The sequence below is a fragment of the Microbacterium sp. MYb62 genome, from assembly GCF_002979475.1.
Taxonomy (GTDB): Bacteria; Actinomycetota; Actinomycetes; order Actinomycetales; family Microbacteriaceae; genus Microbacterium.
Genome location: NZ_PCOY01000005.1, coordinates 124266 through 150434, shown reverse-complemented (window position 1 = coordinate 150434; position 26169 = coordinate 124266). Strand labels below are relative to the sequence as shown.

Here is a 26169-nt window from a genome sequence, read left to right as displayed (position 1 = left end):
GGGACGCCTCAGCGATCGGCGAGCAGCCGGTCCCGCACCTGACGACGCAGCACCTTGCCGATGAGCGACCGGGGGAGATCGTCGACGGCGGTGATCCGGCGCGGCACCTTGTAGGGGGTGAGTCGGGTGCGACAGAAGTCGCGCAGCGCATCCACGTCGAGGACGGCGCCGTCGCGGAGCACCACGGCGGCGGCGACCTCTTCTCCGCCGTGGGGTCGGGGAAGACCCACGACGGCAGCTGCCACCACATCGGGGTGCGCGACGAGCGCGTCTTCCACTTCGCTGGGCGACACGTTGAAGCCGCCGGTGATGATGAGCTCCTTGAGACGGTCGACGATGCTCACGAACCCGTCGGACGAGACCTGGGCGATGTCTCCGCTCCGGAGCCAGCCGTCGGCCAGCAGGGCATCGGCTGTCTCGCTCGGACGCCCCCAGTACCCCTGGAAGACCTGCGGGCCGCGGATGAGGAGTTCGCCGGCCTCGCCGGACGGCAGGTCGACGGTCGGATCCGCGGGATCGACGACCCGGATCTCGGTGCTCGGGAACGGCACGCCGACCGTGCCGGGACGACGGGTGGGCCCCATCGGGTTGCCGAGCGCGACCGGTGAGCTCTCGGTCATGCCGTAGCCCTCGACGAGGAGGCCACCCGTCGCCTCCTCCCAGCGCTTCACCGTGGCGACCGGGAGGCTCATCGCCCCGGAGATCGCGAAGCGGACCGTCGAGAGGTCGATGGTCCCGCGGGCGGCTGCACGAGCGAGAGCGTCGTAGATCGGGGGGACGGCGGGGAGGAAGGTCGGGGGAGTCGCGCGTGCCGCTGCCGTGACCAGACCCAGGTCGAACGCGGGGAAGAGGACGAGCCGCGCGCCGATGCTCATCGCGAACGTCAGGCACAGGGTCATTCCGTAGGCGTGGAACAGCGGCAGGACACCGTAGAACGTCTCCTCGCCGTCGACGAGTCCCGGCACCCACGCCCTGCCCTGCATTGCGTTGGCGCGGAGATTCGCATGCGTCAGGATCGCGCCCTTCGGGACGCCCGTCGTCCCGCTCGTGTACTGCAGCAGGGCGATGTCGTCGAGCGTCGGTCCCGGCACCCGACGTGAGATCCGCCGGTGGTCGGCGAGGCTCTTCCAGGCGACGAGATGCCGGGCCTTCGGGGTGCCGGTCAGCTTCGCCCGCGACTCGCGTGCCTTGGGTACCGGCAGGCGAAGAGCGAGGCGCTTCGACAACGGCATGGCCGTGGTGATGTCGACGCTCACGATGTGCTCGACCCTGAGGTCTGCCGGGAAGCCGGCGATCGTGTCGACGGCCTTGTCCCACACGATGGCGAGGCGTGCACCGTGATCCTCGAACTGGTGTCGCAGTTCGCGCGCGGTGTAGAGCGGGTTGTGCTCGACCACGATCGCACCGAGTCGGAGGATGGCGTAGAAGGCCACGACATGCTGCGGGCAGTTGGGCAGCACCAGAGCGACACGGTCGCCCGCGCCGACCCCGAGGCGCCGCAGCCCCTCGGCCGCGCGCTCGACTTGCTCCCCGAGCTCGCGGTAGGTCGTGACCGCGCCGAAGAAGTCCAGCGCCGGGCGTCTGCCGAAGGCCTTCACGCTCGCCGAGAGCATCTCCGGCAGGGTCTGCGACGGATCCTCGATCTCGGCGGGTACGCCCTCCGCATAGGAGTCGAGCCAGGGTCGTGAGGCGAGAGGGGAGACGGACATGTCTCCATCCTGCCCGGGATCGTGATCCGCGGACACCGCACCCGTCAACCGACGAACAGGAGCACGATCGATAGAGCGACCGCTGCCGCACCGACGCCGGCCAGGGTGATGCCGAGCACCTGGAACGCATGCAGGAGAGGGCGTCGGGGTTCGAACCGCATCAGGCTCGGGTGGCGCTCACTGAGGAAGGCGTCTGCCTCCTCCCGTCCGCGCCAGTGGGTGGACTCGTCCGCGCGGAGCGGCCGTTCCCAGAAGTCGCCGGCGGCGAACCAGCGGGCGCGCGCCCGGCCGCCCTCCTCTTCGAGGATGACGACTTCGTGCGGCAGCCACGAGCCGTCGTGCACCTTCACCAGCAACACGACGACGAGCAGGGGGAGACCAACGCCGAGTCCGATCCAGGACAGGATCTCGGCGATCGTGCCGACAGCGTCGACCGCGTTCATGACCGGCACCTTTCTCCCTCAGACGACAGTACCGGTGAATCCCGCGCCGCTGAGGCTGACCGGGTGGACGAAGACACGCGGAACGTGCAGGCGACCCTGGCGACCATCACGGAGCACTGGCAGCCGCATCGGCTGACGAGCGTCAACGACGACGACGTCAAGGTCGTCACGTCTTCGTCGTCCCGAAGGGCGTCGAGCACTGCCCGCGTGCGGATGACGAGGTGCACGCGATCCTCTTCGAGTGGAAGGGCACCGTCAACACGGGCGATGCCGGCGGCGAGATGACCTCGGCGCTTCGCGAGTTCGGATGACCGAGACGCTCACACCGCTCGGAGGGCTGCGGCCGCGGCATCCATCGCGTCGCCGTTGAGGGCGAAGTAGGCCCACTTGCCGCGCTGTTCACGCGTGACGAGCCCGGCATCCGCGAGGAGCTTCATGTGGTGGGAGACCGTGCCCTGTGAGAGGCCAACGGGTTCGGTCAAGTCACAGATGCATGCCTCGCCACCTGCTCCGGCGGCGATGAGGGACAACAGCCTGACCCGAGTGGGGTCGCCCAGTGCCTTGAACACGCGCGCAACGCGTTCCGCATCGTCGACGGTCATCGACGGGGTGATGGGCGGGACGCAGCAACGGGGTGCTTCGATTGTCGTCGGCAGGGTCACGGGTCTATTCTGGCACGCATTGACAATCTTCGATAGATGGGTGACAGTCTTCATATTGATGTTTTTCGATTTGAGGAGATGTGATGTCTGAGCTTCCTGTCGTCGTCATCGGTGCGGGCCCGCAGGGTCTCGCCGCCGCGGCGCACCTTGTCGAACGCGGCGAGAACGTGATCGTCGTCGAGCGCGGGCGCGGTGCTGCCGCCGCGGTTTCCGAGTGGGGACATGTGCGCCTGTTCTCGGCGTGGCCGGAGCTCACGGACGCTGCTGCACGCCGTCTCCTCGAGCCGACGGGATGGAACGCGCCCGCTTCCGGGTATCCGACCGGTGCGGAATGGGTGAGCGGCTACCTGGCGCCGCTCGCTGACGTTCTGGGTGAGCGGGTCCACTACGCGACGACCGTCACGGGAGTCGCGCGCCAGGGCCGGGACAAAGTCATCGACGGAGGACGCGAGGGCCGGCCCTTCGTCGTGCACACCGTCGACGCTGACGGCGACGAATCTCGACTCATCGCCCGCGCGGTCGTCGACGCGAGTGGTACCTGGGGGCTTCCGAACCCTGCGGGGGCCGACGGGTTCCCCGCACTCGGCGAGTCCTCGGTTTCGGGCACGATCTCGTACCGTATCCCGGCTGACGTGGCGGAACTCGCGGGCTCGCATGTCGTCGTGGTCGGTGCGGGGCACTCCGCCACGCATGCCGCACTGCGCCTGAGTGAGCTGGCGCGTCGGTCCCCGGGAACTCGCGTGACATGGTTGTTGCGTCGAGGGAGTGCGGCGAACGTCTTCGGGGGTGGGAGCGGGGACGAGCTTCCCGAGCGTGCTGCTCTCGGGTCCCGCGCTCGCAAGGTCATCGACGAAGGGATCGTCGAGCTGGTGACGGGCTTCCGTGTCGCCGAGTTCCGGGAGGACATGGACGGGCTGACCGTCGCCGCCGAGGACGGGCGCGAGGTGAACGGTGTCGGGCGCGTGTTCGCGCTCACGGGCTTCCGCCCGGACACCGGCATGCTGCGAGAGCTGCGGATCGACCTCGATCCCGCGCTCGAGGCGGTCGCCGGCATCGCTTCCGAGATCGACCCCAACGTTCACTCCTGCGGATCCGTGGGTGCGACGGGCGCAAGAGAGCTTGCGCAGCCGGAGCACGGGTTCTTCATCGTCGGCGCGAAGTCCTACGGCCGGGCGCCGACTTTCCTCGCGATGACCGGCTTCGAGCAGGTGCGGAGCGTCGCCGCGCACCTCGTGGGAGACCATGAGGCGGCGGGACGCAGCGAACTCGTCCTCCCGAGCACCGGCGTGTGCGGGGGCGCTGGCGGCTTCGACGACAACGCGGGCAGCTGCTGCGCAGCTCCGTCGACCCTGCAGATCGGTGCACGGCCGGTCGCCGTCGGCTGATCGACGCACACGGAGCGGTGGGGTTTCCGCAGGGATCCCCACCCTCCGCATCTCGCTGACGAGTCGAGCCGCCAGGGTGCGCACGTTCGCGTCGATGGTGTCGCGAAGGACGCGGACCACGGCACCGGCGTCGTGGGGGCCATCTGTCGTCGCTGCCGCGGTTGCCATCAGTATCGATAAGTGTCAATATAGATACATGTCGATGCAATGGGACTCTGCACGGTGACCGCGGCCGGAGCCTGTCATCGCAGAGATGAGATGGAGGCGCTCCTCGCATGAGCACCGCGACCGTAGCCACCACCGCCCTGACCACGCGACGCCTGTCCACCCTGGACCGGTGGCTGCCGCTATGGATCGGCCTGGCCATGGTCGGTGGCATCTTCATCGGCCGCTTCGTCCCCGGCGTCTCCGACCTGCTCACCCGCCTCGAGGTCGGTGGAATCTCGATTCCCATCGCCCTCGGTCTGCTGGTGATGATGTATCCGGTCCTCGCGAAGGTCCGCTATGACAGGGTCGCCGCTGTCGCCGGCGACAAGAAGCTCCTCGTCTCGTCGTTGGTGCTCAACTGGCTCGTCGGCCCCGCGCTGATGTTCGTCCTCGCGTGGGCGTTCCTGCCCGATTTGCCCGAGTACCGTACGGGACTCATCATCGTGGGGCTTGCGCGCTGCATCGCCATGGTGGTCATCTGGAACGATCTCGCCTGCGGCGACCGCGAAGCCGCAGCGGTGCTGGTCGCCATCAACTCGGTTTTCCAGGTCGTCGCGTTCTCGCTCCTCGGGTGGTTCTACCTCACCGTCCTCCCCGGATGGCTCGGTCTCGATTCGCAGGGCCTGGAGATCTCGGTCTGGCAGATCGCGCTGAACGTCCTGATCTTCCTCGGCATCCCCCTCGTCGCCGGTTTCGCCTCCCGCTTCCTCGGAGAACGTGCGAAGGGGCACGACTGGTACGAAGACCGCTTTCTGCCGAAGGTCGGTCCGTGGGCCCTCTACGGTCTCCTCTTCACGATCGTGCTGCTGTTCGCCCTCCAGGGAGAACAGGTCACGAGCCGCCCGTGGGACGTCGCGCGGATCGCGCTGCCGCTGCTGGCGTATTTCGCGGCCATGTGGTTCTTCGGCCTGTTCACCGGAAAGGCACTGGGGCTCGGATACGCGCGCTCGACGACCCTGGCGTTCACGGCGGCCGGAAACAACTTCGAGCTCGCCATCGCCGTCGCCATCGGCACGTTCGGCGCGACTTCCGGCCAGGCACTCGCCGGCGTCGTCGGTCCGCTGATCGAGGTCCCCGTTCTCGTCGGGCTCGTCTACGTCTCGCTCTGGGCAGCCCGCCGCTGGTTCCACACCGACCCGTACACGACGGAAAGGATGCCGTCGTGAACGTCACCGTTGCGACCGACACCGACACCTGCAACCCCGTCGCATCCCATGCCATCGGGCTGGAAGCCGCCACCTCGGTAGCGGCCACGCTGAAGGCGCTATCGGAGCCGCTGCGGCTGCGGATGCTGTCGGCCATCGCCTCCGACCCGCGCGGAGAGTCCTGCGTCTGCGACCTCGCTGAGCTGGCCGACGTCTCGCAGCCGACCGTCTCCCACCACCTCAAGGTACTCAAAGACGTCGATGTCCTCACGTCGGAGCGACGCGGAACGTGGGTCTGGTACCGAATCAACCCGAGTCGGCGCAGCGTTGTCACCGCATTGCTGGATTCCTTCGCACCGGCCTCGGTCGCGCCCGGAGGGATGGACGACGACGGCCAGCTGCGGCCGGACTTCGATGCGCGGGTAACTCGCCTCGCGGAAGAGCTCGCAGCGCAGGTTCCTGAGCTCGGGGCCGACGTCGTTCTCGCGACCGTCCGAGAGTCCTACACCGCGCTCGCACGCAGCGCCCGCGTCACCTCGGCGCTCGTGCCTCTCACCGAGCGCTTCGCGCGCCAGCGTCTCGCCGATTTGACCCGGGACCGCGACTCCTCCGTGCCGCAGGTGCTTTTCGTCTGCGTCGCGAACGCCGGCCGGTCGCAGCTCGCCGCCGCACTCGTCAACAAGCTCGCAGCGGGCAAGGTCATCGCTCGTTCGGCGGGCTCCGCGCCCGCCGATGTCATCCACCCACATGTCCGCTCGCTTCTCGCCGAGATCGAGGGCGACCGGGCCGCCGACCGCTTCCCGAAGCCGCTCACAGACGACGCCGTCCGCGCGGCCGACGTCGTCGTCACGATGGGCTGCGGCGACGTCTGCCCCCTCATCCCCGGCGTCCGCTACGACGACTGGGCGGTGGGTGACCCTGCTCTCGCCTCTCGTGCAGGCGTGGACGCCATCCGCGACGATATCGCCGACCGTGTGCGTGTACTCGTCGACGAGCTTCTTCCTTGACCGCCCTCCGACCAGGAGCACTCATGATCGACACGACCACCAAGCCCTCCGTCCTCTTCGTCTGCGTGCACAACGCGGGTCGCTCACAGATGGCCGCGGGCTTCCTCCGCGACATCGCCGGCGACCGCATCGACGTCCGCTCCGCCGGCTCCATGCCCGCCGAGCAGATCAATCCGATCGCCGTCGAGGCCATGAGCGAACTCGGGATCGACATCACCGCCGAGCAGCCGAAGGTGCTCACGACCGAAGCTGTACAGGCATCCGATGTCGTCATCACGATGGGATGCGGCGACGCGTGCCCGTTCTTCCCCGGCAAGCGCTACGAGGACTGGAAGCTCGACGACCCGGCCGGCCAGGGGATCGATGCGGTCCGGCCGATCCGCGACGACATCCGGGCCCGCATCGAGCAGCTGGTGAGCGAGCTGCTCTGACGACGGAGGAACGGCGGCGCGCCCACAGGGTGACGAGCGGCCGCCGCGCCTCGGAGCATCAGCGCTTGAGGTTCGTCAGCTCCTGCAGCACCTCGTCGCTGGTCGTGATGATGCGCGCGTTCGCCTGGAAGCCGCGCTGGGCGACGATCAGGTTGGTGAACTCCTGCGACAGGTCGACGTTCGACATCTCGAGCGCGCCGCTGATGATGCCGCCCAGTCCGTCGGATCCGGCCTGTCCGAGGGTCGGCTGACCGGAGTTGCCGCTCGGCCGGAACTGGGAGGAGCCGACCTTCTCGAGGCCCCCGGGGTTGACGAAGCCGGCCAGGGCGACGCGGGCGAGCACTTCGGTGTCGCCGTTGCTGAACGTGCCGACGAGGCTGCCGTCGTTCATCAGTGCGTACGAGCTCAGCGTTCCGGCGGGCTTGCCGTTCTGCTCCTTGATGGCGACATCGCTGACGTCGGCGAAGCCGGTGACGGCGGAGAGGTCGACCGTGACGCCGCCGGAGACGATGGAGGACGCCCCCGGCTGCTTGCCGTCGGTGAACGTGAGTGCCGTGGTCGCGCCGCCCGGCTCGGTGACGTCCCAGCCGGTGGTGGTGCGGGTGAAGGTGAGGCGCATCGACGTCGCGGTGCCCTCGGCATCGTAGGTTTTGATGTCGCGCACCAGGGTCTCGCCCACAGCGGCGCCGGAGGGCAGGTTTCCGGTGACGCGTGCCGTGGTCGTCGCCGTGGCAGGGCTCAGGGCACCGACCGGCAGCGTGATGTCGCCGGTTCCCTGTCCGGGGACGATGACGCCGCCCTGGGCCGTCCAGCCCTGCACGAGCGCGCCGTCGGCCGAGACCAGCCTGCCGCTCGCGTCGAACGAGAAGCCGCCGTTGCGGGTGTACAGGGTCTCTCCGCCGGAGCGCACGACGAAGAATCCGTCCCCCGCGATCATCAGGTTGGTCGGCACGCCCGTGGGCTGCGGCGCGCCGGAGGCGAAGTTCGTGCTGATGCCGGCGACCTGCACGCCGAGTCCGACCTGGGCGGGGTTCTGACCGCCGATGGCCTGCTGCGGCATCATCGAGTTGCGCACGAGCTGCGAGAGCGAGTCCTGGAACTGCACGGCCGAGGCTTTGAAGCCGGTCGTGTTGACGTTGGCGATGTTGTTGCCCGTGACGTCGAGCATGGTCTGGTGCGAACGCAGACCCGAGATTCCGGCGAACAGAGAGCGGAGCATGGTGATGCCTTTCTGGAAGGGGCTGGTCAGGACTGCGAGCGGGGGACGAGGGCGACGCCGGAGACGGCGTCGAGGGGGATGGATGCTTCGCCGATGGTGACGAGCGGGACCACGCCGGCGTAGGACACGGAAGTGACGATGCCCTTCTGGGTGACGCCCTTCTCATCGACGTACTGCGCCTCGTGGCCGATCAGCGCGGCGGCCGTCTGGCGCATGCTGAGCGCGAAGCTCTCGGTCGAGGTGGCCGACAGCGCCGTCAGCTGCTCCATGGAGGCCAGCTGCGTGGTCTGCGAGATCATCTCGTTGGTGTTCATCGGCGAGCTGGGGTCCTGATTGGTCAGCTGCGTCACGAGCAGCTTCAGGAAGACCTCGGAGTCGAGCGTCTGCTTGCGGGCGGTCGGAGGCGTGGTGCTGCCCGTCTGCACGCCGGAAGGCGGAATGGTGCCGGAGATGGGGTCGACCGTTGTCATGGGTTCCTCTCGGATCAGGCGAAGACTTCGATGCCGCCGTGCGGCGAGGCGAGGGATGCGGGCGCTGTCGGGTCGGGCGTCAGCGGTGCGGTGTCCTGCGCGAGACGGGCGCCGTTCGCGTCTCGACCCGCCGAGGTGCCGGTCCCCGGCTGGCCGCTGCCTGCACCGGCGGCGCCGTTCGCGGAACCGCCGTTCTGCGAGCCGTTGCCGTTCGCCGGGTTCTGCGGGTTCGACGAGCCGGGGGCGTCGTCGGAGGTCGAGAGCAGGAGCGAGGCGTGCGGTGCGGCGGCGGCGAGATCCCTTCGGAGGTCGACGAGGATCGCGCGCAGCGCCTCACGACCGAGATCGTTCGGTGCATGCAGCTCGATATGGATGGCTCCGCCGGAGATGTGCGCGCGCACCGTCACCGGTCCGAGGTTCTCCGGCGACACGGTGAGGGTGAGGCTGTGGTCCCCGTCGGGGGCCTGTGCCAGCGACACCACGGGGGTGGTGAGCTGGGGGAGCAGCACGGGGCGGGCGGCGGAGGCGGCGACCGGAGCGGCTGCCGCGGGTACGGGAGCCGGAGGGGTGCTGGCGACCACCGGTGTCGGGGCGAGCGCCTCTCCGGTCGAGGCCGCGGCGGCCGGCACCGGGGGAGAGGTCGGAGCGGATGCCGCACCCGCGCCCGTGCCTGCGGGAGACGTCGCGCCGTCCGGGGAGACGTCGGGCATGGCGGTGGCCACGTCGAGCGTCTTCTGCTCGGAGACCGGGCTCGATCGTCCCGGTGCTCCCGCGGGGTCGGCGACACCGGCCGTCGGGCCGCTCGCGACGCTGAGGCGAGAGACCGGGGAGGGCAGGGGTTCCCCGGTCGGCGCGCTCGCACCGGCGGCGGACGCAGCGGTGAGCGGAGACTCCAGCGGGGAAGAACTCGCCGCGGCCCCGAGCGGGCCAGCCGCTCCCGGAGCGGGTAGGCGGTTCCGTGCTGCATCGGGAAGCGGCGGCTGTGCGCGGGCGGCCTCGACGGCGGTGGCCGATGCGGCCGTCCCCGGGGCGGAGGCCAGCGGAGCGGGGAGGTCCGTGGCGTCGGCGGTGGCCGTGACACCTTCCTCGGAGGGGACCGTCGGCTCCTCTTCCCCGGGCGCCGGCGTCCGCACGGCGGGATCGTCGGGGACGGCGCCGCCGATTCCGTTCACGACGCCACTCACGTCGTCGCTCGCGCTCGTCGGGGCAGTCGGTTCCGGTGAGGGGATGATCGCCGGTGATACCGGTGCGGTGGGGAGGGAGGGAGACGTCGTCGGGTCCGCGGGCCCGTCGTCCGTCGACGTGCCGGTGCTCTCCGTGCCATCGGCGGGGATGCGCGCGGCCTCCTGGATGACGTCGGCGAAGGCCGCTGCCCCCGGGGTGACCTGTCGGGAGGCCCCGACCGGTCCGGAAGCCCGAGGAACGCGCGCATCGAGCATGTCGGCGATGCCGAGAGATGTCATGACCCGTCCTCCGCTCTGGTCCGCGAACCGATCTCGTCGAGCTCGGCCTGCTCGGCGTGCAGCTCGGCCGCGCGCACCTGCACGGCGTGCGCCTGGGCGAGACGGTCGAGTCCGCGCATCGCCCTCCGCGCCTCCGCGTGCTCGGCGCGCGCCTGATCGACCGTGTGCTCCTGCAGTTCCGAGAGCGTCCTGAGGTCGGCGAGCAGGGTCCGGCCGGCGACCCTGGCGGCGGCGAGGGCGGCCAGCGAGCGTACGTCGACCGCTTCGCTCCCGACACCGGACAGATGCGCGCGCAGCGAACGGTCGCGGGCTTCGGTGTGCTGGGCGTCGATCACCGCTCGGGAGAGCCGCTGGGCGGCCGCGCGCTCCTGGATGTCGCGCACGCGCAGCAGGCCCGCCAGGGAGAAGGAACGCGTCATGAGACTCCTCCGAACGCGGCGACGAGTTCGTCCAGACGGCGCCACGACTCGTCGATCTCGCTCGTCTGGTCGAGGGGCTGGGTGAGGAAGGCGCTGATCGCCCGCTCGTGGGTGATGGCGGCGTCGATGCGGGTATCGGCCCCGGCGTGATAGGCGCCGATGTCGATGAGGTCGTTCGCGCGGCGACGGGCGGCGAGCACGGCGCGCAGCGTCGCCGCGTGCGACCTGCGCTCGGGGCCGGTGACCTTGCCTGCCACTCGCGAGACCGAACCGAGCACATCGATCGCGGGATGGTGTCCCGACAGGGCGAGCGCGCGATCGAGGACGACGTGTCCGTCGAGGATCGACCGCACGGTGTCGGCGATGGGCTCGTTGTGGTCGTCGCCGTCGACGAGCACGGTGTAGATGCCGGTGATCGAGCCGCGCTTGTCGGTGCCCGCCCGCTCGAGGAGCCCGGCGAGGAGGGAGAACGTCGACGGCGGATAGCCGCGCGTGGCAGGGGGCTCTCCGGCGGAGAGGCCGATCTCGCGCTGCGCCATCGCCACCCGGGTCAGTGAATCCATCATGAGGATGGCGTGGGCGCCGTCGTCCCGGAACGCCTCGGCGATCCGCGTCGCCGTGTACGCGGCACGGATGCGCGCCATCGCGGGCTGGTCAGAGGTCGAGACGACGACGACGGAGCGGGCGAGCCCCTCGGGGCCCAGGTCGTCCTCGATGAACTCGCGTACCTCGCGACCGCGCTCGCCGACGAGAGCGATCACCGTGACCTCGGCTTCGGTCCCGCGCGCGATCATCGACAGGAGCGACGACTTCCCCACCCCGGAGCCGGCGAAGAGGCCGACGCGCTGACCTCGACCGACGCTGACGAGCGTGTCGAGGGCCCGCACGCCGAGCGGAAGCGGGGAGTCGATCCGATCGCGACCCATGATCGAGGGGGGTGCGTGGTCGAGGCCCACGGGGACAGCCCCGGTGAGAGGGCCCTTCCCGTCGATCGGTCGGCCGAGGCCGTCCAGGACGCGTCCGAGGAGCGCGGTGCCGGTCGGTACGCGCAGGGCGCCACCGCGCGCGCGCACGGGAGCCCCGACCGTGAGTCCGGTGACCGCGCCGAGCGGCATGCACCGGAGTCCGCCCTCGCCGATCGCGACGACCTCCGCGTCGACGCCGTCGAGCGTCACCACGTCGCCGACCGCGCCGTCGAGGCCGCGCACCTGCACGCTCAGCCCGCGCACCTGCGAGACCTCGCCCACGCGCTCGGGTCGCGCCGCGTCGAGCACCGCGCTCCAGGCGCTCACGTCGCGGCCTCGGCGAGTGCGCGCCGCGCGCGGTCGAGGGCGCTCCCGATCCGGGCGTCGATGTGGCCGTGGGCGAGGATCGCGACGGCGTCGCCGCGGTCGAGGGTGTCGTCGGGGATCAGGGCGACGGATGCCAGCTCGCCCGTCGAGCCCTCGAGCGTGCGGAGGTCGTCCGGGTGCAGGCGCACCTCGCGGATCTCGTCGGGCCCGGCATCGGCGAGGGCGCGTCGCGCGGCCACGGACGCAGAGGCGCCGGCGTCGGAGAGCTCGCCGACGACGATGAGCTCCGCGAGTTCGATCGCGCAGCGCAGCACCTGCTCCTGCGCGGCGGAGGTCAGCTCGCGCTCCCGGTCGCCCAGCGACCGGGCGGCAGCACGGAGCGTCGAGATCGCGTTCTCGATCTCGCGGGCCTGCGCGTCCTCGCGAGCGGTGCGGGCCTCGTCCGCTGCCCGGTGCGCGGCTTCGGCTTCGGCGAGACCGGCACGGAAGCCCTCCGCGTGTCCGTCGGCATAGCCCCGCATGCGGGCACGGGCATGCTCCGCGCCGCCGTCGCGGCCATCCAGACGCGGGAACAGCACCGGCGAGAAGGGGTCAGTAGACATATTCGTCCTCGTCGGCGCGCTGCACCGTGATGTCGCCCGCCGCCTCGAGAGCACGGATGGTGCGGACGATCTCTGCCCTGGCCTCCTCGACCTGCGACACGCGTACCGGTCCGAGCGTGCGGGCCTCCTCGTCGAGGTTCTCCCTGTTGCGCTCGGAGACGTTGCGGCGGATGAGGTCGGCGATGGGCTGGTGCGCGCCCTTCAGAGCGAGTGCGAGGGAACGGATGTCCATGCCCCGCAGCACGCGCTGAGTGTCGCGGTCGTCGAGCTTGACGATGTCGGCGAACGTGAACATGCGCGAGCGGATGTCCTCCGCGAGTGCGCTGTCCCTGTCTTCGATGCTCGCCAGCAGCGCCTTCTCGACGGTGGCCCCGGAGCGGGCGATGATCTCGACGAGTGGCTCGACGCCGCCGAGGACCTCGGGGGCGTCGCGGGCGGCGAAGGTGCCGGTCCTGGACCTGAGCGCGTCCGCGACGATCGCGATGGCCTCCTGCGATGCGGTCCCCATCGTCGCGATCGCGTGGGCGACATCGGTGCGCGTCGGGTCGGGGAGTGCGGCGAGCACGGCGGCCGCCCGATCGGTCGGGAGGTGCGCGAGCACGAGGGCGACGGTCTGAGGGAGTTCGCCGTCGAGCAGCGTCGCCAGTTGCGCGGGGTCGGCGGAGCCGAGGAACTCGAAGGAGGAGTTCATCGAGGAGGAGCCGACTCTGCCGAGCACCGCGGCCGCGCGCTCGGCGCCGAAGGTCGCCTCCAGCAGGCCGGCGGCGATGTCGCGTCCGCCGCGCGCCGGAGGCAGATGCCCCGACGCGATCCGGTGGAACTGCCCGAGTGCCTGGGCGGTGGTCGCCGCATCCAGGTTCTGCAGATCGATGATCTCGGCGGCGACCGCCTCCGCCTCCGCCTCCGAGAGGTGTTTCATCACCTCGATCGCCTGGGCGCGGTCGAGGTTCATCAGCACGACGGCCGCCGTCTGCCGGTCGGTCAGTCCGGTCATACCTGCTGCCTGTCGTCGATGAGGGTCCGCAGCAGCTCGGCCGTCCGCTTCGGATCCTGTCGGGTGAGCGAGTCGATCTCCGCGCGGCGGCGCTCGAGGCTGACCTGTGCGGGTTCGGGATCCGGCTCCGGCTCCGGGTCGGGCGCGGTCTCGAGGAATGCGAGCGGGGTCGTGGGCGACTGATCGATCGCGGCGGTCGCGCCGGCATCGAGCACGGAGAGCGCCGGAGGACGATCCCCGAACAGCTGGTCGAACTCGGTCGCGGCGCTGCTGCGACGGCGCGAGCGCATGATGAGCGCGGCGAGGCCGGCGATCAGCGGGATGGCGATGGCGGCGGCGATGATCACCGTGTTCAGGAGGAGGGCCTGACGCTCGGCGCCCTCGGCATCCTTGGCTGCCTGGAGGGCGGCCTGCGCTGCCTCGGAGCTGGTCTGGCTGAACGAGACGAGTTCGACGGAGATGGCATCGCCGCGTTCGGTGTCGATCCCCGCGGCCGTCTCGACCAGGTCGGTCAGCTGTGCGGTGCTGAGGTCGCCGCCCGCTCCGGCGTCGACCGCGACGGAGACCGACTGCCGCAACAGGTTTCCCGCCGGGGTCGAGGTGCTCTGCGTGCTCTTGTTGACCGCGTTGGTCTTCGATGTCTCCGTGGATTCGGACGTGCCGTCGCCGTCCGCCGACGGCACGGCGATGTTGTCGGGACCGAGCACGCCGGCGTTCGAGCTCGAGCCGTTCTGCCGGTCGGTCCTGGTCTGCTCGGAGAGCGGGGGAGCGCCTTCCGCCGGAGTGTAGGTCTCGTCGACGCGCTCGTTGACGGAGCGGTCGATCTCGGCGACGACCGTCACGGTGGCGTTCCCCGGTCCGACGACGGTGTCGAGCATCTGCTGCACGCTCGCCGTCACCCGTGCTTCGTAGTCGTTCGCCTGCTGGTCGACGCCGCCGACCGCGCCGACGCCGGCGGCCGAGAGCGTCTGGCCGCTCTGGTCCACGACGGCGACGTTCTCGGGCTTCATGCCGCTGACGGCTGCGGAGGTCAGATGCACGATCGCCTCCACCTGCTTCGCCGACAGCGTCGAGCTTCCGGACGTCTCCACGAACACGGATGCCGTGGGGTCGACGGTCTCCGATACGAACACGCTCTCCTCGGGGATCGCGAGCTGCACCGACGCGGCGGTGACCCCCTTGATCGAGGAGATCGTGGCGGCGAGCTCGCCTTCGATGGCGCGCTTGTAGGTCACGGACTGCTGGAACTCCGACGTGGTCACGCCCATGTCGTCCAGCAGCGAGTATCCGCCGGAGCCGGCGCCGGGGAGCCCCGCGGAGGCGGCGGCGAGCCGCTGGTCGTACACGTCCTTCTCCGGCACCAGCACGGTCGCCCCGCCGTCGGCGAGTTCGTAGGGGACGGAGGAGGAGCGCAGCTGCTCGACGACGGCGTTCGCGTCCGAGGCGCTCATGCCGGAGAACAGCGGCGTGTACGTGGGGCGGGTGAGCCAGCTGGAGAGGGCGACGATCCCGAGCGCGAGCACGGCGACGCCGATGATCGCGATCGTGCGCTGGGCGAGTGTGAACCCCGCGATCACGCGCCCGATCCGCTGGAACACGTTCGTGACGGCCTGGGGCATCAGGCTTGCATCCGCATGATCTCGGTGAACGCGTCGACGCCCTTGTTGCGCACCGCGGCGACGAGCTCGAGCGTGACGGCTGCGCGCGACGAGGCGATCATCGCCGAGTGGATGTCATCGAGGTCACCCGTGACGGCGGCGACCTTGAGCGCATCGGACTCGGACTGCAGCGTACGCAGTTCGTCGATCGCACCGGTCACGCTGTTCGCGAAGGCGGTGTCGTCCGCCGCCTTCACCGGCGCGGGGGCGGGAGGGGCGAGGGTGAATCCCGAGGAGATGGCCTCGATGCCGGCGAGTGATGCCATCAGCTGCGTCCGATCTGCAGTGCTGCTTCATAGGTGTTGCGTGCGCGGTCGACGATCCCGGCACTCGCCTGGTAGCCGCGTTGGGCGAGGATGAGCTGACTCATCTGATCCCCGAGATCGATGTCGGGGTAGCGCACGTAACCGTCCGCGTCGGCGAGCGGATGATCGGGCTGATGCACGAGCCGGCCTTCCGCGCTGCCCTGCACGGTGCCCGCGACGTACGCGCCGGGTGACTGATCGCTCGTCTGGGCGAGGATGTATCTGGCGCGGAACGCCGCTTCGTCGGTCGCCGTGGCGGTGTTGATGTTGGCGATGTTGTCGCTGATCGCGTCGAGCCACTTGCGGTGCAGCGTCAGGCCGGTGCCGGCGATCCCGATCGCGTCGAAGGTCATGAGGTCCTCATCGCGGTGCGCAGCGATGTGAACGAGCCGTTCACGGCCTGCGTCGCGAACTGGTAGCGCAGCATCGTGTCGATGCTGGACAGCGTCTCGGTGTCGAGGTTGACGTTGTTGCCGTTCAGGCGGGTCGGTTCGAGCGAGGTTCCGACAGTCGCGTCGACCTGCCCGTCTCCCGCGTCGATCGAGCGGGCGAGCGCCTCCTCGAAACGCACGCGCTTGGCGTGGTAGTTCGGGGTGTTGATGTTGGCGATGTTGTCGGAGATCGCGCGCTGACGCAGCGCGAGGCCGTCGAGCGCGCTCGTCAGCGCGTTGATGGTCACAGAATCGAACACGAACCGGCTCCCCGTGTGTGGCTGGTGTGGCCGATCCCTGGCCGAGTGGTGCGAGCCATCCCTGCTCTCACTGCTCTATCGGCAGGATGATCCGCGATGTTAGGGAGCGATCTCACCCGTCGACGTCGAGATAAGCGGGGGCATCGCTGCGCCGGGTGCTCGGAACGCGACGAACGGCGCCCAGATGCTGCCGGAGTTCGCTGAGATCGTCGCGTATGCGATCCATCGCGGAACGCTGCAGCTCGACCACGTCCCTGGCGCGGTCGGCGAGCGAGGGAGGAAGCGGCGTCGACGGCGGTGTCCAGGGAGTGAGGTCGGCGTCGGCAGCGGTGCCGGGGGCGGCGGCGAGGATCTGCACGGCTTCCTGCTCGAGGCGATCGAGCATCGTGGTCCATTCGTCGACGCTCATGAACGCGCCTCGGCGACCGTGCGGGCGGCCTCGTGCCAGGCGTCCCGCAGCGGGGCGATGATCTCGTGGCAGGCGCGGGTGCGCTCGGGGTCGCGCCCGATGTTGGCGCCGATGAGCGTCTGCGACAGGAAGACGTAGAGCGAGCGCAGCCCTGCGCTCCCGTTCCATTCGTCGGTCAGCGACGACGACAGTTCCGAGACGATCGCCTGCGCATGCTGCAGCTGCGCGTTCGCCTCTTCCCAGTCCCCGGCCCGCTGGGCGGTCTCTCCGCGTGCGATGTCGAGCAGCAGGCGATCGTAGAGCATCGTCACCAGGCGCTCCGGCGGAGCGGACAGCACGGCGTCCTCGCGGTAGCGCTGCTGGGCGCGCAGGGCGGCGTTCATGCTCACTTCCCGGAGTTCGAGCTCGAGCCCGGCAGGGCGGCGATCTGCGAGGAGAGGTACGAGGACTGCGACTGCAGCTGCGACAGCATGACCTCGAGCCGCGCGTAGGTGCGTTCGAGCGTCGACTTGCGCTGCGCGAGACGCACGTCCCAGCGCTCCATCTGCTCGCCGAGGCTCTTGACCTCGCTCTCCTGCCCGGTGATGCGGGAGGTGAGCAGCCCGTCGTACTTGTCGGAGTAGACCTTCGCCGTCTCCTGCACGCGCGCGGCGACCCCGGAGAAGAGGCCCGCGACGGCGTCGGGGTCCTTCGCGAGCGCTTCGGCGAACTTCTCCTCGTCGAAGCTCAGCACGCCGTACATGTCGGTCGAGATCCCGATGGAGGACGGGGAGGTGCCGTCGACCGGATGCTGCACGGCGTCGGCGAGAGCGTTGCGCAGCATCCGGATCGTGCTGTCGCCGGTGAAGACGCCCAGGGTGGTCTTGTCGCCCTGCTTCGCGCCGACGGTCGCCTTCGACCCGTTGTCGATGCGGGTCAGGATGTCTTTCACCGCGGCGATGAAATCGGCCGATGCCTTGGTGCGCGCCTCGGAGTCGACGGCGACGCCGATGGTGACCGGGTCGACGGATACCGCGGAGACGGTGATGTCGACACCGTCGAACAGGTCGGTGAAGGTGTTGCTCGACGACGTCAGCACCTGTTCGGCGCTGGTGCCCGCCCACAGCCGGACGCGGGCGTCGGCACCGGTGGCGATGACGGCGGCTCCGGCTTCTGTGGAGAGATCGGAGGCGGTCCCGGCCTCGACGGCGGCGGTGTCTCCACGGTAGGCGCGGAACTGCCCTGCCTCGCCGGAGTCGGCCGCCCGCAGCTGCAGGCGGTGCATGACGTTGCCGTCGGCGTCGCGTCCGGCAGGGACGGCGGCGGCGACGATGCCGAAGCCCGCCTCGTTGATGGCCTGTGCCACGTCCTGCATCGACGCGGAGTCGGCCGTGACCTGCAGGCGCTCACCCTTCGCATTCTCGAGGGTGATCACGGGCGGGTCGTCGGGCCAGCCGTTCGAGGCAGCGGAGACGATGGTGTGGTTCTTCGCCACCTGGTCGACGACGATGTCGGCCGAGAGGGGAGCGGCCCCTGTGCGGGTGGCCACGGTGACGGTGGGGGACGACGAGGTGGTCGTGAAACGGAGCAGCCCGTCGCGTGACGCGGCCTTCTCAGCGGCGGTGGCGAGGTTCTGCACGGCAGTGTTCAGCGTCTGCAGCTGGCTGACGATGCCGTTCTTGTCATCCATCTTCGCTTTCAGTAGCGAGCGCGGGATGGCGGCCACATCCATCAGCGCTTTGATGACCTCTGTGGTCTTCAAGCCGGAGACGAGACCGTCGAGCGAGAGCGACATGATCGCCTTTCCGTGTCAGGGGCGGATGAGGTCCGGGCGCCGGTGGGCGCCCGGACCTCATGGCGTGGTTCAGCGCAGGAGCTGGAGAATGCCCTGGTTCGACTGGTTGGCCTGGGCCAGCATGGCCGTACCAGCCTGCGACAGGATGTTCGCCGACGTGAACTTGACCATCTCGGACGCCATGTCGGTGTCGCGGATCCGGCTCTCAGCAGCAGCGAGGTTCTCCGCCGACACGTTGAGGCTGTTGATGGTGGACTCGAAGCGGTTCTGCAGCGCACCGTAGCCGGCGCGTGCGGTCGAGACCGCCTGGATCTGCGTGTCGATGCCCGCGAGCGCCGCACCGTACGTCGCAGCGTCGGTCATCGTGGCTGCGAGCGTGTCGATCGTTGCACCGAGGGTGTCGAAGTCGGTCAGTGCGACCGAGATCTGGTCCTCGGCGGCGACGGAACCCGCACCGACCTGGAACGTCAGCGTCGCGCCGCCCGAGAGCAGCTTGATGCCGTTGAAGTTCGTGCTGTCGGCGATCCGGGTGAGCTCGTCGGCCAGGGCGCCGATCTCGGTCTGGATGGCCTCGCGCGACTTCGCGTTGTTCGAGTCGTTCGCACCCTGGTTGGTCAGGTCGCGAACGCGCTGCAGGATCGAGTGGACCTCGGTCAGGGCGCCTTCCGCGGTCTGGATGACCGAGATGCCGTCCTGGGCGTTGCGGGCTGCGACGTTCAGGCCGTTGACCTGCGAGCGCAGGCCCTCGGAGATCGCCAGGCCCGCGGCGTCGTCTGCCGCGCGGTTGATGCGGAAGCCGCTGGACAGCTTCTCGAGCGACTTCGACAGGTCGTTCTGCGTGTTCGACAGGTTGCGGTAGGCGTTGAGCGCCGACACGTTGGTGTTGATCTGCATACCCATAAGGGTTCTCCTCCGTGAATGTTGTTGTGCGAGAGACCATCCGTGGTCTCCCGCACACACCTATCGGCAGAGGAGGCGCGCCCGTTAGCAGAGCGCAGCGATTCGGGCTATGCGGGTGTCGACTCCCGGAAGACGTCGGCGATCCGGGAGCTGGCGGCATCTGCGATCCGCGTGAAGTACGCATCGCGGGCGCCGGTGGACACCCGCGTCGTCGTGGCCGGCGTCGGGCCGTCGGCGAAGTACCTGTCCAGCGCGTCGCGCAGCAGGCGGATCGCCTCGGACCGCTGCTGGGAGACGGCGGAGTGGGTCACACCGAGCTCTTCGGCGATCTCCTTGACCGGTCGCTCGTCGAAGTACACGCCCTGCACGATCCGACGCATGCGCTCGGGGAGGGCCGCGACGGCCTGCTCGAGCACCGCACGTCGCTCGCCGACCAGGGCCGATTCCTCGGGAAGCGGGATGTCCGCGGCGACCTCACGTGCCGACGGGTCCTCGAGCGTCGTCACGGTGCGCGCGGCGTCGGCGAGCGCTTCGACGACGGTCTCCTTCGCGACGCCCATCGCCGTGGCGACCTCGGCGGCGGTCGCGGTCCTTCCGAGGCCGGCGGTGAGGGTGTCGCGCACCGCCACCGTCTCCTTGATGCGTTTGCGGATGCCGCGGGACGCCCAGTCCATCGCGCGCATCTCGTCGGCGAACGCGCCGAGGATGCGGCGGCGTGCGTAGGCGCCGAAGGGGACGCCCAGAGCGGGGTCGAAGGCGTCGGCTGCCGTCACGAGCGCGAGCGCTCCGACGGCCGCGAGCTCATCGCGGGGGATGTGGGTGGCCCGAGCGTGGGTCTCGGCTGCGAGGTATCCGACTAGGGGGAGGTTGCTCTCGATGAGCACATTGCGCTCAGCGCGCGTCGGCATGGGGGATGATCCACCTCTCTGGATGCACTCCGGAAGTTCCAAGGTGGTGGGCAGATGCACATATCACACTTCTTGTGACGTGTACATGGGGAGAACTGCTCACCGCCGTTCCACATAGTAACGTTAGGCAGGCGACTGCCGATAGTGACCTTTGGCCGCGTCGTCAGGCGGGGCGATCACTGGGGAAAAGGGGATCATGGGAGCCAACGAACTTTCGATACAGCTGTGGCGCGAGCGCGAGCTGCTCGAGATGCTGCTCTTCAAGCTCGACGAGCAGCAGCTGCTGCTCGCCGCGGGACGCTCCCAGTGGATCCAGTTCGCCGCGCGTGAGATCGATCAGGTGCTCGACCGGCTGCGTGGCGCGGGATTCGCCCGCACCGTCGAGGTCGCCGCCGTCGCAGAGGAGTGGGGGGCTCCCGAGGCGGCGACGATCCGAGAGTTGATCGAGCACGCGCCGGAGGGCGCGTGGCACGAGGTCTTCGCGGACCATCTGCGTGCGCTCTCCAAACTGGCCGCAGAGGTCGAGCAGATGCGCGATGCCAACGCGGAGCAGCTCAGCGGAGTGCTCCGCGCCACCCAGGAGACGATCGCCGCTCTCGGACACGACACCGGCGAGTACACGACCACGGGCGATCGCGCCCGGGACGACGCAGCGCGCATCATCGATACCGAGATGTGACCGAGAGGGGATCATGTCGACCTTCAGTGGATTGAACACGGCGGCCAGCGGACTGGCGGCCGCCCGGCGCGGCATGGACGTGGTCGGCCAGAACATCGCCAACCAGAAGACCGAGGGATACACGCGCCAGCGCGTGACGACCTCGGCTGTCGCGGCGATCGCACAGACCGGGCGGTTCAGCGTCGGAGCGCTGCCGGGACACGGGGTCTCGATCGACGGCGTCGCCCGTCTCGGCGACGCCCTGCTCGACGCCAGGGTCCGCGATGCGCTCGGTGCCTCGGGGTACTGGTCCACTCGCGCGGTGGCCGCGACCACGATCGAGGCGTCGCTGGCGGAACCCACCGAGAACGGGCTGGCGGCCCGGCTCTCGAAGTTCTGGTCCGGATGGCAGGACCTCGCGAACACGCCGGACTCCGGGGCAGCGGCCTCCAGCATCCTCGAGTCGGCGAAGGAGCTCGCCTCGCACATCGCCGGCGGCTACCGCAACGTCGCCACGCAGTGGAGCGATGCGCGTGCGTCCGCCGACCGCACGGTCGACCAGGTGAACGCGGCCGCCGACCAGATCGCGGTGCTCAACGATGAGATCCGCGACGCCCTCGCCTCCGGGCGCTCGGCGAACGAGCTGATGGATCAGCGCAGCCTCCTCGCGCAGAACGTGGCCAGGATGTCGGGCGCGGCGTCGACCATCGAGAGCGACGGGACGATGACGGTCCGTCTCGGGGGCAACGCCCTCGTCTCCGGCTCCGATTCCCGCCATCTCGTTCTCACCGGGCCGGCCGCGATCGACTCCGGTCAGCGTTTCAGCCTGTCCTGGGCCTCCGCCCCCGACCTTCCCGCGTCGATCGACGGCGGCGAACTCGGGGCCGCGCTGTCGGTCCTCGCACCGGCGGCCGACGGCGGCATGCTCGCCGGGCTCGCCGCCACGTACGACAAGGTGGCGACGGCGCTCGCCGACGCCATGAACACCCAGCACCGGGCCGGTGTCACCTCCACGGGGCAGGCGGGCGGCGACTTCTTCACGCTGCCGACCACCGGATCCGCCGCGCTCGGCCTGCAGGTCGCCGTCGGCTCGGCATCCGAGCTGGCGCTCGCCGCCCCCGGGTCCGGCGCGCTGGACGCGACGAACGCCGATCTGATCTCGCAGATCGGCCGACGCGCCGGCTCGCCCGATGCGCTCTGGTCCGATCAGGTCACCCGGTTCGGTGTCGCGACGGCCGCCGACGTGCAGCGTGCGAAGCTCTCCGATTCCGCAGCGGTCGCCGCCGTGGGCGCACAGCAGTCGGTCGCCGCCGTCGACGGCGACGAGGAGACCATCAGCCTGCTCACCTACCAGACCGCCTATCAGGCCGCAGCCCGTGTGATGACCGCGGTGGACGAGGCGCTCGACGTGCTCATCAACCGCACGGGTCTCGTCGGACGCTGAGCGAAGGAGCACCGTGATCTCTCGAGTGACGTCATCCGCCATGACGCAGACGGCGATGCGCCAACTGCAGTCCAACCTCTCCGAGCTGGCGCGCCTGCAGGAGCAGGCGACCTCCCAGCGCGCGTTCGCGGCCCCTTCCGAGGACCCGGCCGCCGCGGCCACCGCTCTGGCGCTGCATGCCGAGCAGCGTCGCACGGAGCAGTACGCCCGCAACATCGACGACGGACTGGCCTGGGTCACTGCGGCGGACAGCGCCATCACCGCGAGCACCGCTCTGCTGGGGAGGGTCCGCGACCTCACCTCGCAGGGGGCGAACGACGGCGCCCTCGACGCGAACGCCAAGGAAGCGCTGGCCGTCGAGCTGGAGGGGATCCGCAAGGAGCTCCTCGCCCAGGCCAACACGCGGCTGCTCGGCCGTTCCGTGTTCGCGGGCACCTCGGACACGGCGGCGTTCGCCGCCGACTACAGCCACAGCGGGGTGCCGGGAGCGGAGGTCACCCGCCGGGTGTCCGACGCCGCGTCCGTGCGCGTGGACACCGACGGCGCTGCCGTCTTCGGCACCGGGGACGACTCGGTGTTCGCCCTCGTGGACAAGATCGTCACCGATCTCCGCTCCGGCACGAACGTCGGCCCGCGCTTGGCCGAGATCGATTCCCGTCGCACCGCCATGCTCGGCGTGCAGGGCTCGGTCGGCACCCGGCAGTCCCAGATCGAACGCGCCAAGGAGGCGGCAGTGCAGAATTCCGTGTCCCTCGAGTCCCGCAGGACGGCGGTGGAGGATGTCGACTCGATCGAGGTGCTCGTGCGCCTGCAGGCGCAGGAGCTCGTCTATCGCTCGGCGCTCGCCGTGAACGCGCGCGTGCTCCAGCCTTCGCTCATGGACTTCCTGCGATGACCGCGGCGCTGACGTTCGTCGCCCCGCCGCCCGGGCTCGCCCCCCACGTCGACTTCGCTCTCGCACCGGTCGACGGCGCCGACGGGCTGTTCTCGATGCGCGCCGTCGACGACGCCGCGCTGCGCCTGTACCTCGTCGATCCGCGGGCGGTGCTGAGCGAGTACGCGCCGATCCTCACGGACGAGCAGGCGGACGGCCTCGCGCTCGGCTCGGCCGACGACGCGCTGATCCTCGTGGTCGCTCACCCCTCGGTCGAAGGAGTGAGCGTGAACCTGTTGGCGCCGGTGATCGTCAACCGCACGACCGGAGCCGCATCGCAGGTGATCCTCGAGGACCAGGACTACCCCCTGCGCGCTCCGCTCGGCTGACGCACGATCCCGCGGTCCCGCGGACCGCTTTCCCAGCGGACCGACGGCTAATCTGGAGTCGTGATCCTTGCCGTCGACACTTCCCTGGGCACGGCTGTCGCCCTCATCGATGCCGACGGGGGGCGACGCGCCGAAGCCGGCGCCGTCGACCCGCTCGGCCACGCCGAGGTCATCGGCGACCTGCTCGTCGCTGCGCTCGGGGAGGCGGGGGACGGAGAGATCACCCACGTCGTCGCCGGCATGGGACCAGGCCCCTTCACCGGGCTCCGCATCGGCATCGCCGCAGCCCGGGCCTTCGCGCTCGGACGCGGACTTCCGGTCATCCCCGTCCCCAGCCACCTCGCGGCGGCCCTCACCGCGCTCGAGAGCGAGACCGCACCGTTCGCGATCGTCACGGACGCCCGTCGGCGTGAGGTCGCCATCACCGTGTTCGAAGGCCTGGATTCCGACGGGCTTCCGGTCGTGACCGCCGAGACCGTGCTGGTGCGGGCGACGGACGCCGACGCGCACCTCGACGGCATCCGCCGCATCGACGTGACGACGCTCTCCGCGACGGACCTGGCGCGGGTGGGGGCGCGGGCGCTCGCCGCCGGTCGCACTCTCACCGGCGACGAGCCGCTCTACATGCGCCACCCCGACGTGACTGTTCCCGGCGCGCCGAAGCGGGTGGGCACATGACCCTCCGCGACGCGACCCCCGACGACCTCGACGCGATCATGGCGATCGAGAACCGTTCGTTCCCGACGGATGCCTGGAGCTCCGAGACCATGGCGGCGGAGCTCGCGAGCCCGCACGGACGGTACCTCGTCGACGAGCACGACGACGCCGTCGTCGGATACGGCGGGGTGCGCGCGCTGCAGGGCAGCGCCGACGCCGACATCCAGACCATCGCCTTCCTCGCCGAGCACCGCGGGCAGGGGAGAGGGCGCGCGCTGCTGCGCGCGCTGCTCGCGGCCGCTGCGGCGCGTGGCGCCCGCGAGGTGTTCCTCGAGGTCAGGGCCGACAACCCCTCCGCCGAGGGGCTCTACCTCGCCGAGGGGTTCGAGGAGATCGCGCGTCGCCCGCACTACTACCAGCCCGACGGCGTCGACGCGATCGTGATGCGTCTGGAACTGCGCCGTCATCCGGCGTCCGCCCCCACCGCCGAGGAGGCGAAGACATGAGCGAACCGCTGGTGCTCGGCATCGAGACGAGCTGCGACGAGACGGGCATCGGCATCGTCCGCGGACGCACTCTGCTCTCGAACACCATCGCGTCGAGCATGGACGAGCACGCCAGGTACGGCGGCGTCGTGCCGGAGGTCGCCGCCAGGGCGCACCTCGAGGCGCTGCAGCCCGCCATCGATGCGGCGCTCGCGGAGGCCGGCGTGCGCCTCGACGATCTCGATGCCGTCGCCGTCACGAGCGGCCCCGGTCTCGCCGGGGCCCTGATGGTGGGGGTCGGGGCGGCGAAGGGCCTGGCCGTCTCGATCGACAAGCCTCTGTATGCCGTGAACCACCTGGTCGGACACATCGCCGCCGACATCGTCACGGCAGACTCCGCGCCGCTCGAGTATCCGACCATCGCGCTCCTGGTCTCCGGCGGGCACACCTCGCTGCTGCACGTGCGCGACCTCACCACCGATGTCGAGCTCCTGGGCGAGACCATGGACGATGCCGCGGGCGAGGCGTTCGACAAGGTCGCCCGTCTCCTGTCGCTGCCGTACCCCGGAGGTCCCGAGATCGACCGTGCGGCTGCGGACGGTGATCCGACCGCGATCCGATTCCCTCGAGGTCTCTCCCGTGCCTCCGACCTCGCGAAGCACCGCTACGACTTCTCGTTCTCGGGGTTGAAGACCGCCGTTGCCCGCTGGGTCGAGCGGTGCGAGGCCGAGGGGATCGAGGTCCCCGTCGCCGACGTCGCCGCCAGTTTCCGCGAAGCGGTCGTCGACGTGCTGGTCACGAAGGCGCTCGCCGCCTGTGCCGATCTGGGCGTGCCCCGTCTGCTGCTCGGCGGAGGCGTGATCGCGAACCGCCGTCTGCGCGAGGTCGCTCTCGAGCGCGCGGCCGCCGCAGGCGTCACGGTGCGCATCCCGCCGCTGTCGCTGTGCACGGACAACGGCGCGATGATCGCGGCGCTCGCCTCCGAACTGATCTCGTCGGGGCGCCGCCCGTCCACGCTGGCCTTCGGGGCGGATTCGACGCTTCCCGTGACGGAGATCCAGGTCGCGGAGGCGGTGCCGGCATGAGCGACCTCCCCGGCCCTCCGGAGGCGAAGGGCATGCCCACGCCGCCGGCGCGCATCGAACCGCCCAGCGATGAGGTCGAGCACCCGGCGGGGGCAGCCCGGATCCCCGGTGCCCGTCGCGACGGGTACACCAGGATGCCCACCGGGCCGGTCGGCATCGAGCCGGTGGTGGCGAGCGGTCCCGACATCGACGCCCCGGACGACACGGAGTGGGAGCCGTCGACCGGCGCGATCACGATCGACGACACCCGCCTCGCGCCCTGGGCCCTGCTCGCCGCGATCGTGGCTCTCGGAACGTCGTTCTTCGTCGGCTGGGGGATACCCGTCGCCGTGGTCGCGGTCATCGCCGCGATCATGTCGCTGCGCCGCCCCGTCGAGAGCAGGGCGATCGCGCGCTGGGCGCTCGTGCTCGGGCTCTGCGCGACCGTGTACAGCCTGGGATGGCTCGTCTGGGCGGGTATGCAGTTCGAGAGGCTCGGGTGAAC

The 26169-nt window shown here is 70.2% G+C and carries 31 protein-coding genes; 12 read left to right on the top strand and 19 right to left on the bottom strand.

The features are described 5' to 3' along the window. Window positions 1-8: 8 nt before the first annotated feature. The 3 genes from CQ042_RS08035 to CQ042_RS08020 form a co-directional block, all read right to left on the bottom strand. Window positions 9-1709, bottom strand: coding sequence for a long-chain-fatty-acid--CoA ligase (locus CQ042_RS08035; protein ID WP_105669960.1), 1701 nt, complete (start codon window positions 1707-1709; stop codon window positions 9-11). Window positions 1710-1753: 44 nt separating this feature from the next. Continuing rightward, window positions 1754-2152, bottom strand: coding sequence for a hypothetical protein (locus tag CQ042_RS08030; RefSeq protein ID WP_105669959.1), 399 nt, complete (start codon window positions 2150-2152; stop codon window positions 1754-1756). Window positions 2153-2472: 320 nt separating this feature from the next. Continuing rightward, on the bottom strand, window positions 2473-2754 hold the full coding sequence (locus CQ042_RS08020) for a metalloregulator ArsR/SmtB family transcription factor (RefSeq protein WP_105670017.1): 282 nt from the start codon (window positions 2752-2754) through the stop codon (window positions 2473-2475). Window positions 2755-2897: 143 nt separating this feature from the next. On the opposite strand from CQ042_RS08020, the gene CQ042_RS08015 reads away from it, so the two are divergent. From CQ042_RS08015 to CQ042_RS08000, 4 genes are all read left to right on the top strand, one after another. Next, a complete protein-coding gene (locus tag CQ042_RS08015) occupies window positions 2898-4199 on the top strand; it encodes an NAD(P)-binding domain-containing protein (RefSeq protein ID WP_105669958.1) in 1302 nt (433 codons plus the stop codon). Between the two features lie 275 nt (window positions 4200-4474). Then, a complete protein-coding gene (gene arsB, locus CQ042_RS08010; RefSeq protein WP_105669957.1) occupies window positions 4475-5572 on the top strand; it encodes an ACR3 family arsenite efflux transporter in 1098 nt (365 codons plus the stop codon). After that, window positions 5569-6558 (top strand): metalloregulator ArsR/SmtB family transcription factor, encoded by a 990-nt coding sequence (locus CQ042_RS08005; protein ID WP_105669956.1) that lies wholly within the window; start codon window positions 5569-5571, stop codon window positions 6556-6558. The genes arsB and CQ042_RS08005 overlap by 4 nt, the downstream gene beginning before the upstream one ends. 23 nt (window positions 6559-6581) lie before the next feature. After that, the gene (locus CQ042_RS08000) at window positions 6582-6989 is read left to right on the top strand and encodes an arsenate reductase ArsC (protein WP_105669955.1); all 408 of its coding nucleotides are present in this window, start codon (window positions 6582-6584) and stop codon (window positions 6987-6989) included. 58 nt (window positions 6990-7047) lie between these two features. Here CQ042_RS08000 and CQ042_RS07995 read toward each other — a convergent pair whose 3' ends face one another. The 16 genes from CQ042_RS07995 to CQ042_RS07920 all read right to left on the bottom strand — a co-directional run bounded on the left by CQ042_RS07995 (window position 7048) and on the right by CQ042_RS07920 (window position 20093). Further along, window positions 7048-8208: a flagellar hook protein FlgE gene (locus CQ042_RS07995; RefSeq protein WP_105669954.1), complete on the bottom strand. Its 1161-nt coding sequence runs from the start codon at window positions 8206-8208 to the stop codon at window positions 7048-7050. A 26-nt stretch (window positions 8209-8234) separates the two neighbouring features. Continuing rightward, a complete protein-coding gene (locus CQ042_RS07990) occupies window positions 8235-8678 on the bottom strand; it encodes a flagellar hook assembly protein FlgD (RefSeq protein WP_105669953.1) in 444 nt (147 codons plus the stop codon). A 14-nt stretch (window positions 8679-8692) separates the two neighbouring features. Next, complete coding sequence (locus CQ042_RS07985; RefSeq protein WP_105669952.1) at window positions 8693-10141, bottom strand: flagellar hook-length control protein FliK; 1449 nt, start codon at window positions 10139-10141, stop codon at window positions 8693-8695. Continuing rightward, on the bottom strand, window positions 10138-10560 hold the full coding sequence (locus CQ042_RS07980; protein ID WP_105669951.1) for a hypothetical protein: 423 nt from the start codon (window positions 10558-10560) through the stop codon (window positions 10138-10140). The genes CQ042_RS07985 and CQ042_RS07980 overlap by 4 nt, the downstream gene beginning before the upstream one ends. Beyond that, window positions 10557-11852: a FliI/YscN family ATPase gene (locus CQ042_RS07975; protein ID WP_105669950.1), complete on the bottom strand. Its 1296-nt coding sequence runs from the start codon at window positions 11850-11852 to the stop codon at window positions 10557-10559. Before CQ042_RS07975 ends, CQ042_RS07980 begins: the two co-directional genes overlap by 4 nt. Beyond that, window positions 11849-12454, bottom strand: coding sequence for a FliH/SctL family protein (locus CQ042_RS07970; protein ID WP_105669949.1), 606 nt, complete (start codon window positions 12452-12454; stop codon window positions 11849-11851). The genes CQ042_RS07975 and CQ042_RS07970 overlap by 4 nt, the downstream gene beginning before the upstream one ends. Then, entirely contained in the window at window positions 12444-13448 is a 1005-nt protein-coding gene (gene fliG / locus CQ042_RS07965) for a flagellar motor switch protein FliG (RefSeq protein WP_105669948.1), read from the bottom strand. Before fliG ends, CQ042_RS07970 begins: the two co-directional genes overlap by 11 nt. After that, window positions 13445-15067, bottom strand: a complete 1623-nt coding sequence (gene fliF / locus CQ042_RS07960) for a flagellar basal-body MS-ring/collar protein FliF (protein WP_105669947.1) — start codon at window positions 15065-15067, stop codon at window positions 13445-13447. Before fliF ends, fliG begins: the two co-directional genes overlap by 4 nt. Then, the gene (gene fliE / locus CQ042_RS07955) at window positions 15067-15372 is read right to left on the bottom strand and encodes a flagellar hook-basal body complex protein FliE (protein WP_105669946.1); all 306 of its coding nucleotides are present in this window, start codon (window positions 15370-15372) and stop codon (window positions 15067-15069) included. The genes fliF and fliE overlap by 1 nt, the downstream gene beginning before the upstream one ends. Continuing rightward, complete coding sequence (locus CQ042_RS07950) at window positions 15372-15764, bottom strand: flagellar basal body rod protein FlgC (RefSeq protein ID WP_105669945.1); 393 nt, start codon at window positions 15762-15764, stop codon at window positions 15372-15374. Before CQ042_RS07950 ends, fliE begins: the two co-directional genes overlap by 1 nt. Then, window positions 15761-16102, bottom strand: coding sequence for a flagellar basal body protein (locus tag CQ042_RS07945; RefSeq protein WP_105669944.1), 342 nt, complete (start codon window positions 16100-16102; stop codon window positions 15761-15763). Before CQ042_RS07945 ends, CQ042_RS07950 begins: the two co-directional genes overlap by 4 nt. A gap of 112 nt (window positions 16103-16214) precedes the next feature. After that, a complete protein-coding gene (locus CQ042_RS07940; RefSeq protein ID WP_105669943.1) occupies window positions 16215-16511 on the bottom strand; it encodes a hypothetical protein in 297 nt (98 codons plus the stop codon). Beyond that, complete coding sequence (fliS, locus tag CQ042_RS07935; RefSeq protein WP_105669942.1) at window positions 16508-16894, bottom strand: flagellar export chaperone FliS; 387 nt, start codon at window positions 16892-16894, stop codon at window positions 16508-16510. The genes CQ042_RS07940 and fliS overlap by 4 nt, the downstream gene beginning before the upstream one ends. A 2-nt stretch (window positions 16895-16896) precedes the next feature. After that, a complete protein-coding gene (gene fliD, locus CQ042_RS07930; RefSeq protein ID WP_105669941.1) occupies window positions 16897-18285 on the bottom strand; it encodes a flagellar filament capping protein FliD in 1389 nt (462 codons plus the stop codon). Between the two features lie 69 nt (window positions 18286-18354). Further along, entirely contained in the window at window positions 18355-19185 is an 831-nt protein-coding gene (locus tag CQ042_RS07925) for a flagellin (RefSeq protein ID WP_105669940.1), read from the bottom strand. Window positions 19186-19292: 107 nt separating this feature from the next. Beyond that, window positions 19293-20093 (bottom strand): sigma-70 family RNA polymerase sigma factor, encoded by an 801-nt coding sequence (locus CQ042_RS07920; RefSeq protein ID WP_105669939.1) that lies wholly within the window; start codon window positions 20091-20093, stop codon window positions 19293-19295. Window positions 20094-20289: 196 nt separating this feature from the next. Here CQ042_RS07920 and CQ042_RS07915 point away from each other — a divergent pair, with 196 nt between their 5' ends. From CQ042_RS07915 to CQ042_RS07880, 8 genes are read left to right on the top strand one after another with little or no spacing between them, the layout of a single operon-like run. Further along, on the top strand, window positions 20290-20772 hold the full coding sequence (locus tag CQ042_RS07915; protein WP_105669938.1) for a flagellar protein FlgN: 483 nt from the start codon (window positions 20290-20292) through the stop codon (window positions 20770-20772). Between the two features lie 13 nt (window positions 20773-20785). After that, window positions 20786-22195 carry a flagellar hook-associated protein FlgK gene (gene flgK / locus CQ042_RS07910; RefSeq protein ID WP_105669937.1) on the top strand — a complete coding sequence of 470 codons (1410 nt, stop codon included), beginning with the start codon at window positions 20786-20788 and terminating at the stop codon, window positions 22193-22195. A gap of 13 nt (window positions 22196-22208) precedes the next feature. Then, on the top strand, window positions 22209-23090 hold the full coding sequence (locus tag CQ042_RS07905) for a flagellin (RefSeq protein WP_258132133.1): 882 nt from the start codon (window positions 22209-22211) through the stop codon (window positions 23088-23090). Then, window positions 23087-23458, top strand: a complete 372-nt coding sequence (locus tag CQ042_RS07900) for a flagellar assembly protein FliW (protein WP_105669935.1) — start codon at window positions 23087-23089, stop codon at window positions 23456-23458. Before CQ042_RS07905 ends, CQ042_RS07900 begins: the two co-directional genes overlap by 4 nt. 60 nt (window positions 23459-23518) lie before the next feature. Then, the gene (gene tsaB, locus CQ042_RS07895; protein WP_105669934.1) at window positions 23519-24136 is read left to right on the top strand and encodes a tRNA (adenosine(37)-N6)-threonylcarbamoyltransferase complex dimerization subunit type 1 TsaB; all 618 of its coding nucleotides are present in this window, start codon (window positions 23519-23521) and stop codon (window positions 24134-24136) included. Continuing rightward, window positions 24133-24621 carry a ribosomal protein S18-alanine N-acetyltransferase gene (gene rimI, locus CQ042_RS07890; protein WP_105669933.1) on the top strand — a complete coding sequence of 163 codons (489 nt, stop codon included), beginning with the start codon at window positions 24133-24135 and terminating at the stop codon, window positions 24619-24621. Before tsaB ends, rimI begins: the two co-directional genes overlap by 4 nt. Next, entirely contained in the window at window positions 24618-25685 is a 1068-nt protein-coding gene (gene tsaD, locus CQ042_RS07885) for a tRNA (adenosine(37)-N6)-threonylcarbamoyltransferase complex transferase subunit TsaD (RefSeq protein WP_105669932.1), read from the top strand. The genes rimI and tsaD overlap by 4 nt, the downstream gene beginning before the upstream one ends. After that, window positions 25682-26167 carry a hypothetical protein gene (locus CQ042_RS07880; RefSeq protein ID WP_105669931.1) on the top strand — a complete coding sequence of 162 codons (486 nt, stop codon included), beginning with the start codon at window positions 25682-25684 and terminating at the stop codon, window positions 26165-26167. Before tsaD ends, CQ042_RS07880 begins: the two co-directional genes overlap by 4 nt. Window positions 26168-26169 lie beyond the last annotated feature (2 nt).

Excerpts from the sequence above, each read along its gene's own strand:
- fliS (WP_105669942.1), bottom strand. The coding sequence starts at position 16,894 with ATGAACGCCGCCCTGCGCGCCCAGCAGCGCTACCGCGAGGACGCCGTG.
- CQ042_RS08015 (WP_105669958.1), top strand. The coding sequence starts at position 2,898 with ATGTCTGAGCTTCCTGTCGTCGTCATCGGTGCGGGCCCGCAGGGTCTC.
- arsB (WP_105669957.1), top strand. The coding sequence starts at position 4,475 with ATGAGCACCGCGACCGTAGCCACCACCGCCCTGACCACGCGACGCCTG.
- tsaD (WP_105669932.1), top strand. The coding sequence starts at position 24,618 with ATGAGCGAACCGCTGGTGCTCGGCATCGAGACGAGCTGCGACGAGACG.
- CQ042_RS07970 (WP_105669949.1), bottom strand. The coding sequence starts at position 12,454 with ATGTCTACTGACCCCTTCTCGCCGGTGCTGTTCCCGCGTCTGGATGGC.
- CQ042_RS07900 (WP_105669935.1), top strand. The coding sequence starts at position 23,087 with ATGACCGCGGCGCTGACGTTCGTCGCCCCGCCGCCCGGGCTCGCCCCC.
- CQ042_RS08035 (WP_105669960.1), bottom strand. The coding sequence starts at position 1,709 with ATGTCCGTCTCCCCTCTCGCCTCACGACCCTGGCTCGACTCCTATGCG.
- CQ042_RS07940 (WP_105669943.1), bottom strand. The coding sequence starts at position 16,511 with ATGAGCGTCGACGAATGGACCACGATGCTCGATCGCCTCGAGCAGGAA.
- CQ042_RS07990 (WP_105669953.1), bottom strand. The coding sequence starts at position 8,678 with ATGACAACGGTCGACCCCATCTCCGGCACCATTCCGCCTTCCGGCGTG.
- CQ042_RS07880 (WP_105669931.1), top strand. The coding sequence starts at position 25,682 with ATGAGCGACCTCCCCGGCCCTCCGGAGGCGAAGGGCATGCCCACGCCG.
- CQ042_RS07980 (WP_105669951.1), bottom strand. The coding sequence starts at position 10,560 with ATGACGCGTTCCTTCTCCCTGGCGGGCCTGCTGCGCGTGCGCGACATC.
- CQ042_RS08020 (WP_105670017.1), bottom strand. The coding sequence starts at position 2,754 with ATGACCGTCGACGATGCGGAACGCGTTGCGCGCGTGTTCAAGGCACTG.
- fliF (WP_105669947.1), bottom strand. The coding sequence starts at position 15,067 with ATGCCCCAGGCCGTCACGAACGTGTTCCAGCGGATCGGGCGCGTGATC.
- CQ042_RS08000 (WP_105669955.1), top strand. The coding sequence starts at position 6,582 with ATGATCGACACGACCACCAAGCCCTCCGTCCTCTTCGTCTGCGTGCAC.
- CQ042_RS07925 (WP_105669940.1), bottom strand. The coding sequence starts at position 19,185 with ATGGGTATGCAGATCAACACCAACGTGTCGGCGCTCAACGCCTACCGC.
- CQ042_RS07920 (WP_105669939.1), bottom strand. The coding sequence starts at position 20,093 with ATGCCGACGCGCGCTGAGCGCAATGTGCTCATCGAGAGCAACCTCCCC.
- fliD (WP_105669941.1), bottom strand. The coding sequence starts at position 18,285 with ATGTCGCTCTCGCTCGACGGTCTCGTCTCCGGCTTGAAGACCACAGAG.
- CQ042_RS08030 (WP_105669959.1), bottom strand. The coding sequence starts at position 2,152 with ATGAACGCGGTCGACGCTGTCGGCACGATCGCCGAGATCCTGTCCTGG.
- CQ042_RS07950 (WP_105669945.1), bottom strand. The coding sequence starts at position 15,764 with ATGACCTTCGACGCGATCGGGATCGCCGGCACCGGCCTGACGCTGCAC.
- flgK (WP_105669937.1), top strand. The coding sequence starts at position 20,786 with ATGTCGACCTTCAGTGGATTGAACACGGCGGCCAGCGGACTGGCGGCC.
- CQ042_RS07985 (WP_105669952.1), bottom strand. The coding sequence starts at position 10,141 with ATGACATCTCTCGGCATCGCCGACATGCTCGATGCGCGCGTTCCTCGG.
- fliE (WP_105669946.1), bottom strand. The coding sequence starts at position 15,372 with ATGGCATCACTCGCCGGCATCGAGGCCATCTCCTCGGGATTCACCCTC.
- CQ042_RS07995 (WP_105669954.1), bottom strand. The coding sequence starts at position 8,208 with ATGCTCCGCTCTCTGTTCGCCGGAATCTCGGGTCTGCGTTCGCACCAG.
- rimI (WP_105669933.1), top strand. The coding sequence starts at position 24,133 with ATGACCCTCCGCGACGCGACCCCCGACGACCTCGACGCGATCATGGCG.
- fliG (WP_105669948.1), bottom strand. The coding sequence starts at position 13,448 with ATGACCGGACTGACCGACCGGCAGACGGCGGCCGTCGTGCTGATGAAC.
- CQ042_RS07915 (WP_105669938.1), top strand. The coding sequence starts at position 20,290 with ATGGGAGCCAACGAACTTTCGATACAGCTGTGGCGCGAGCGCGAGCTG.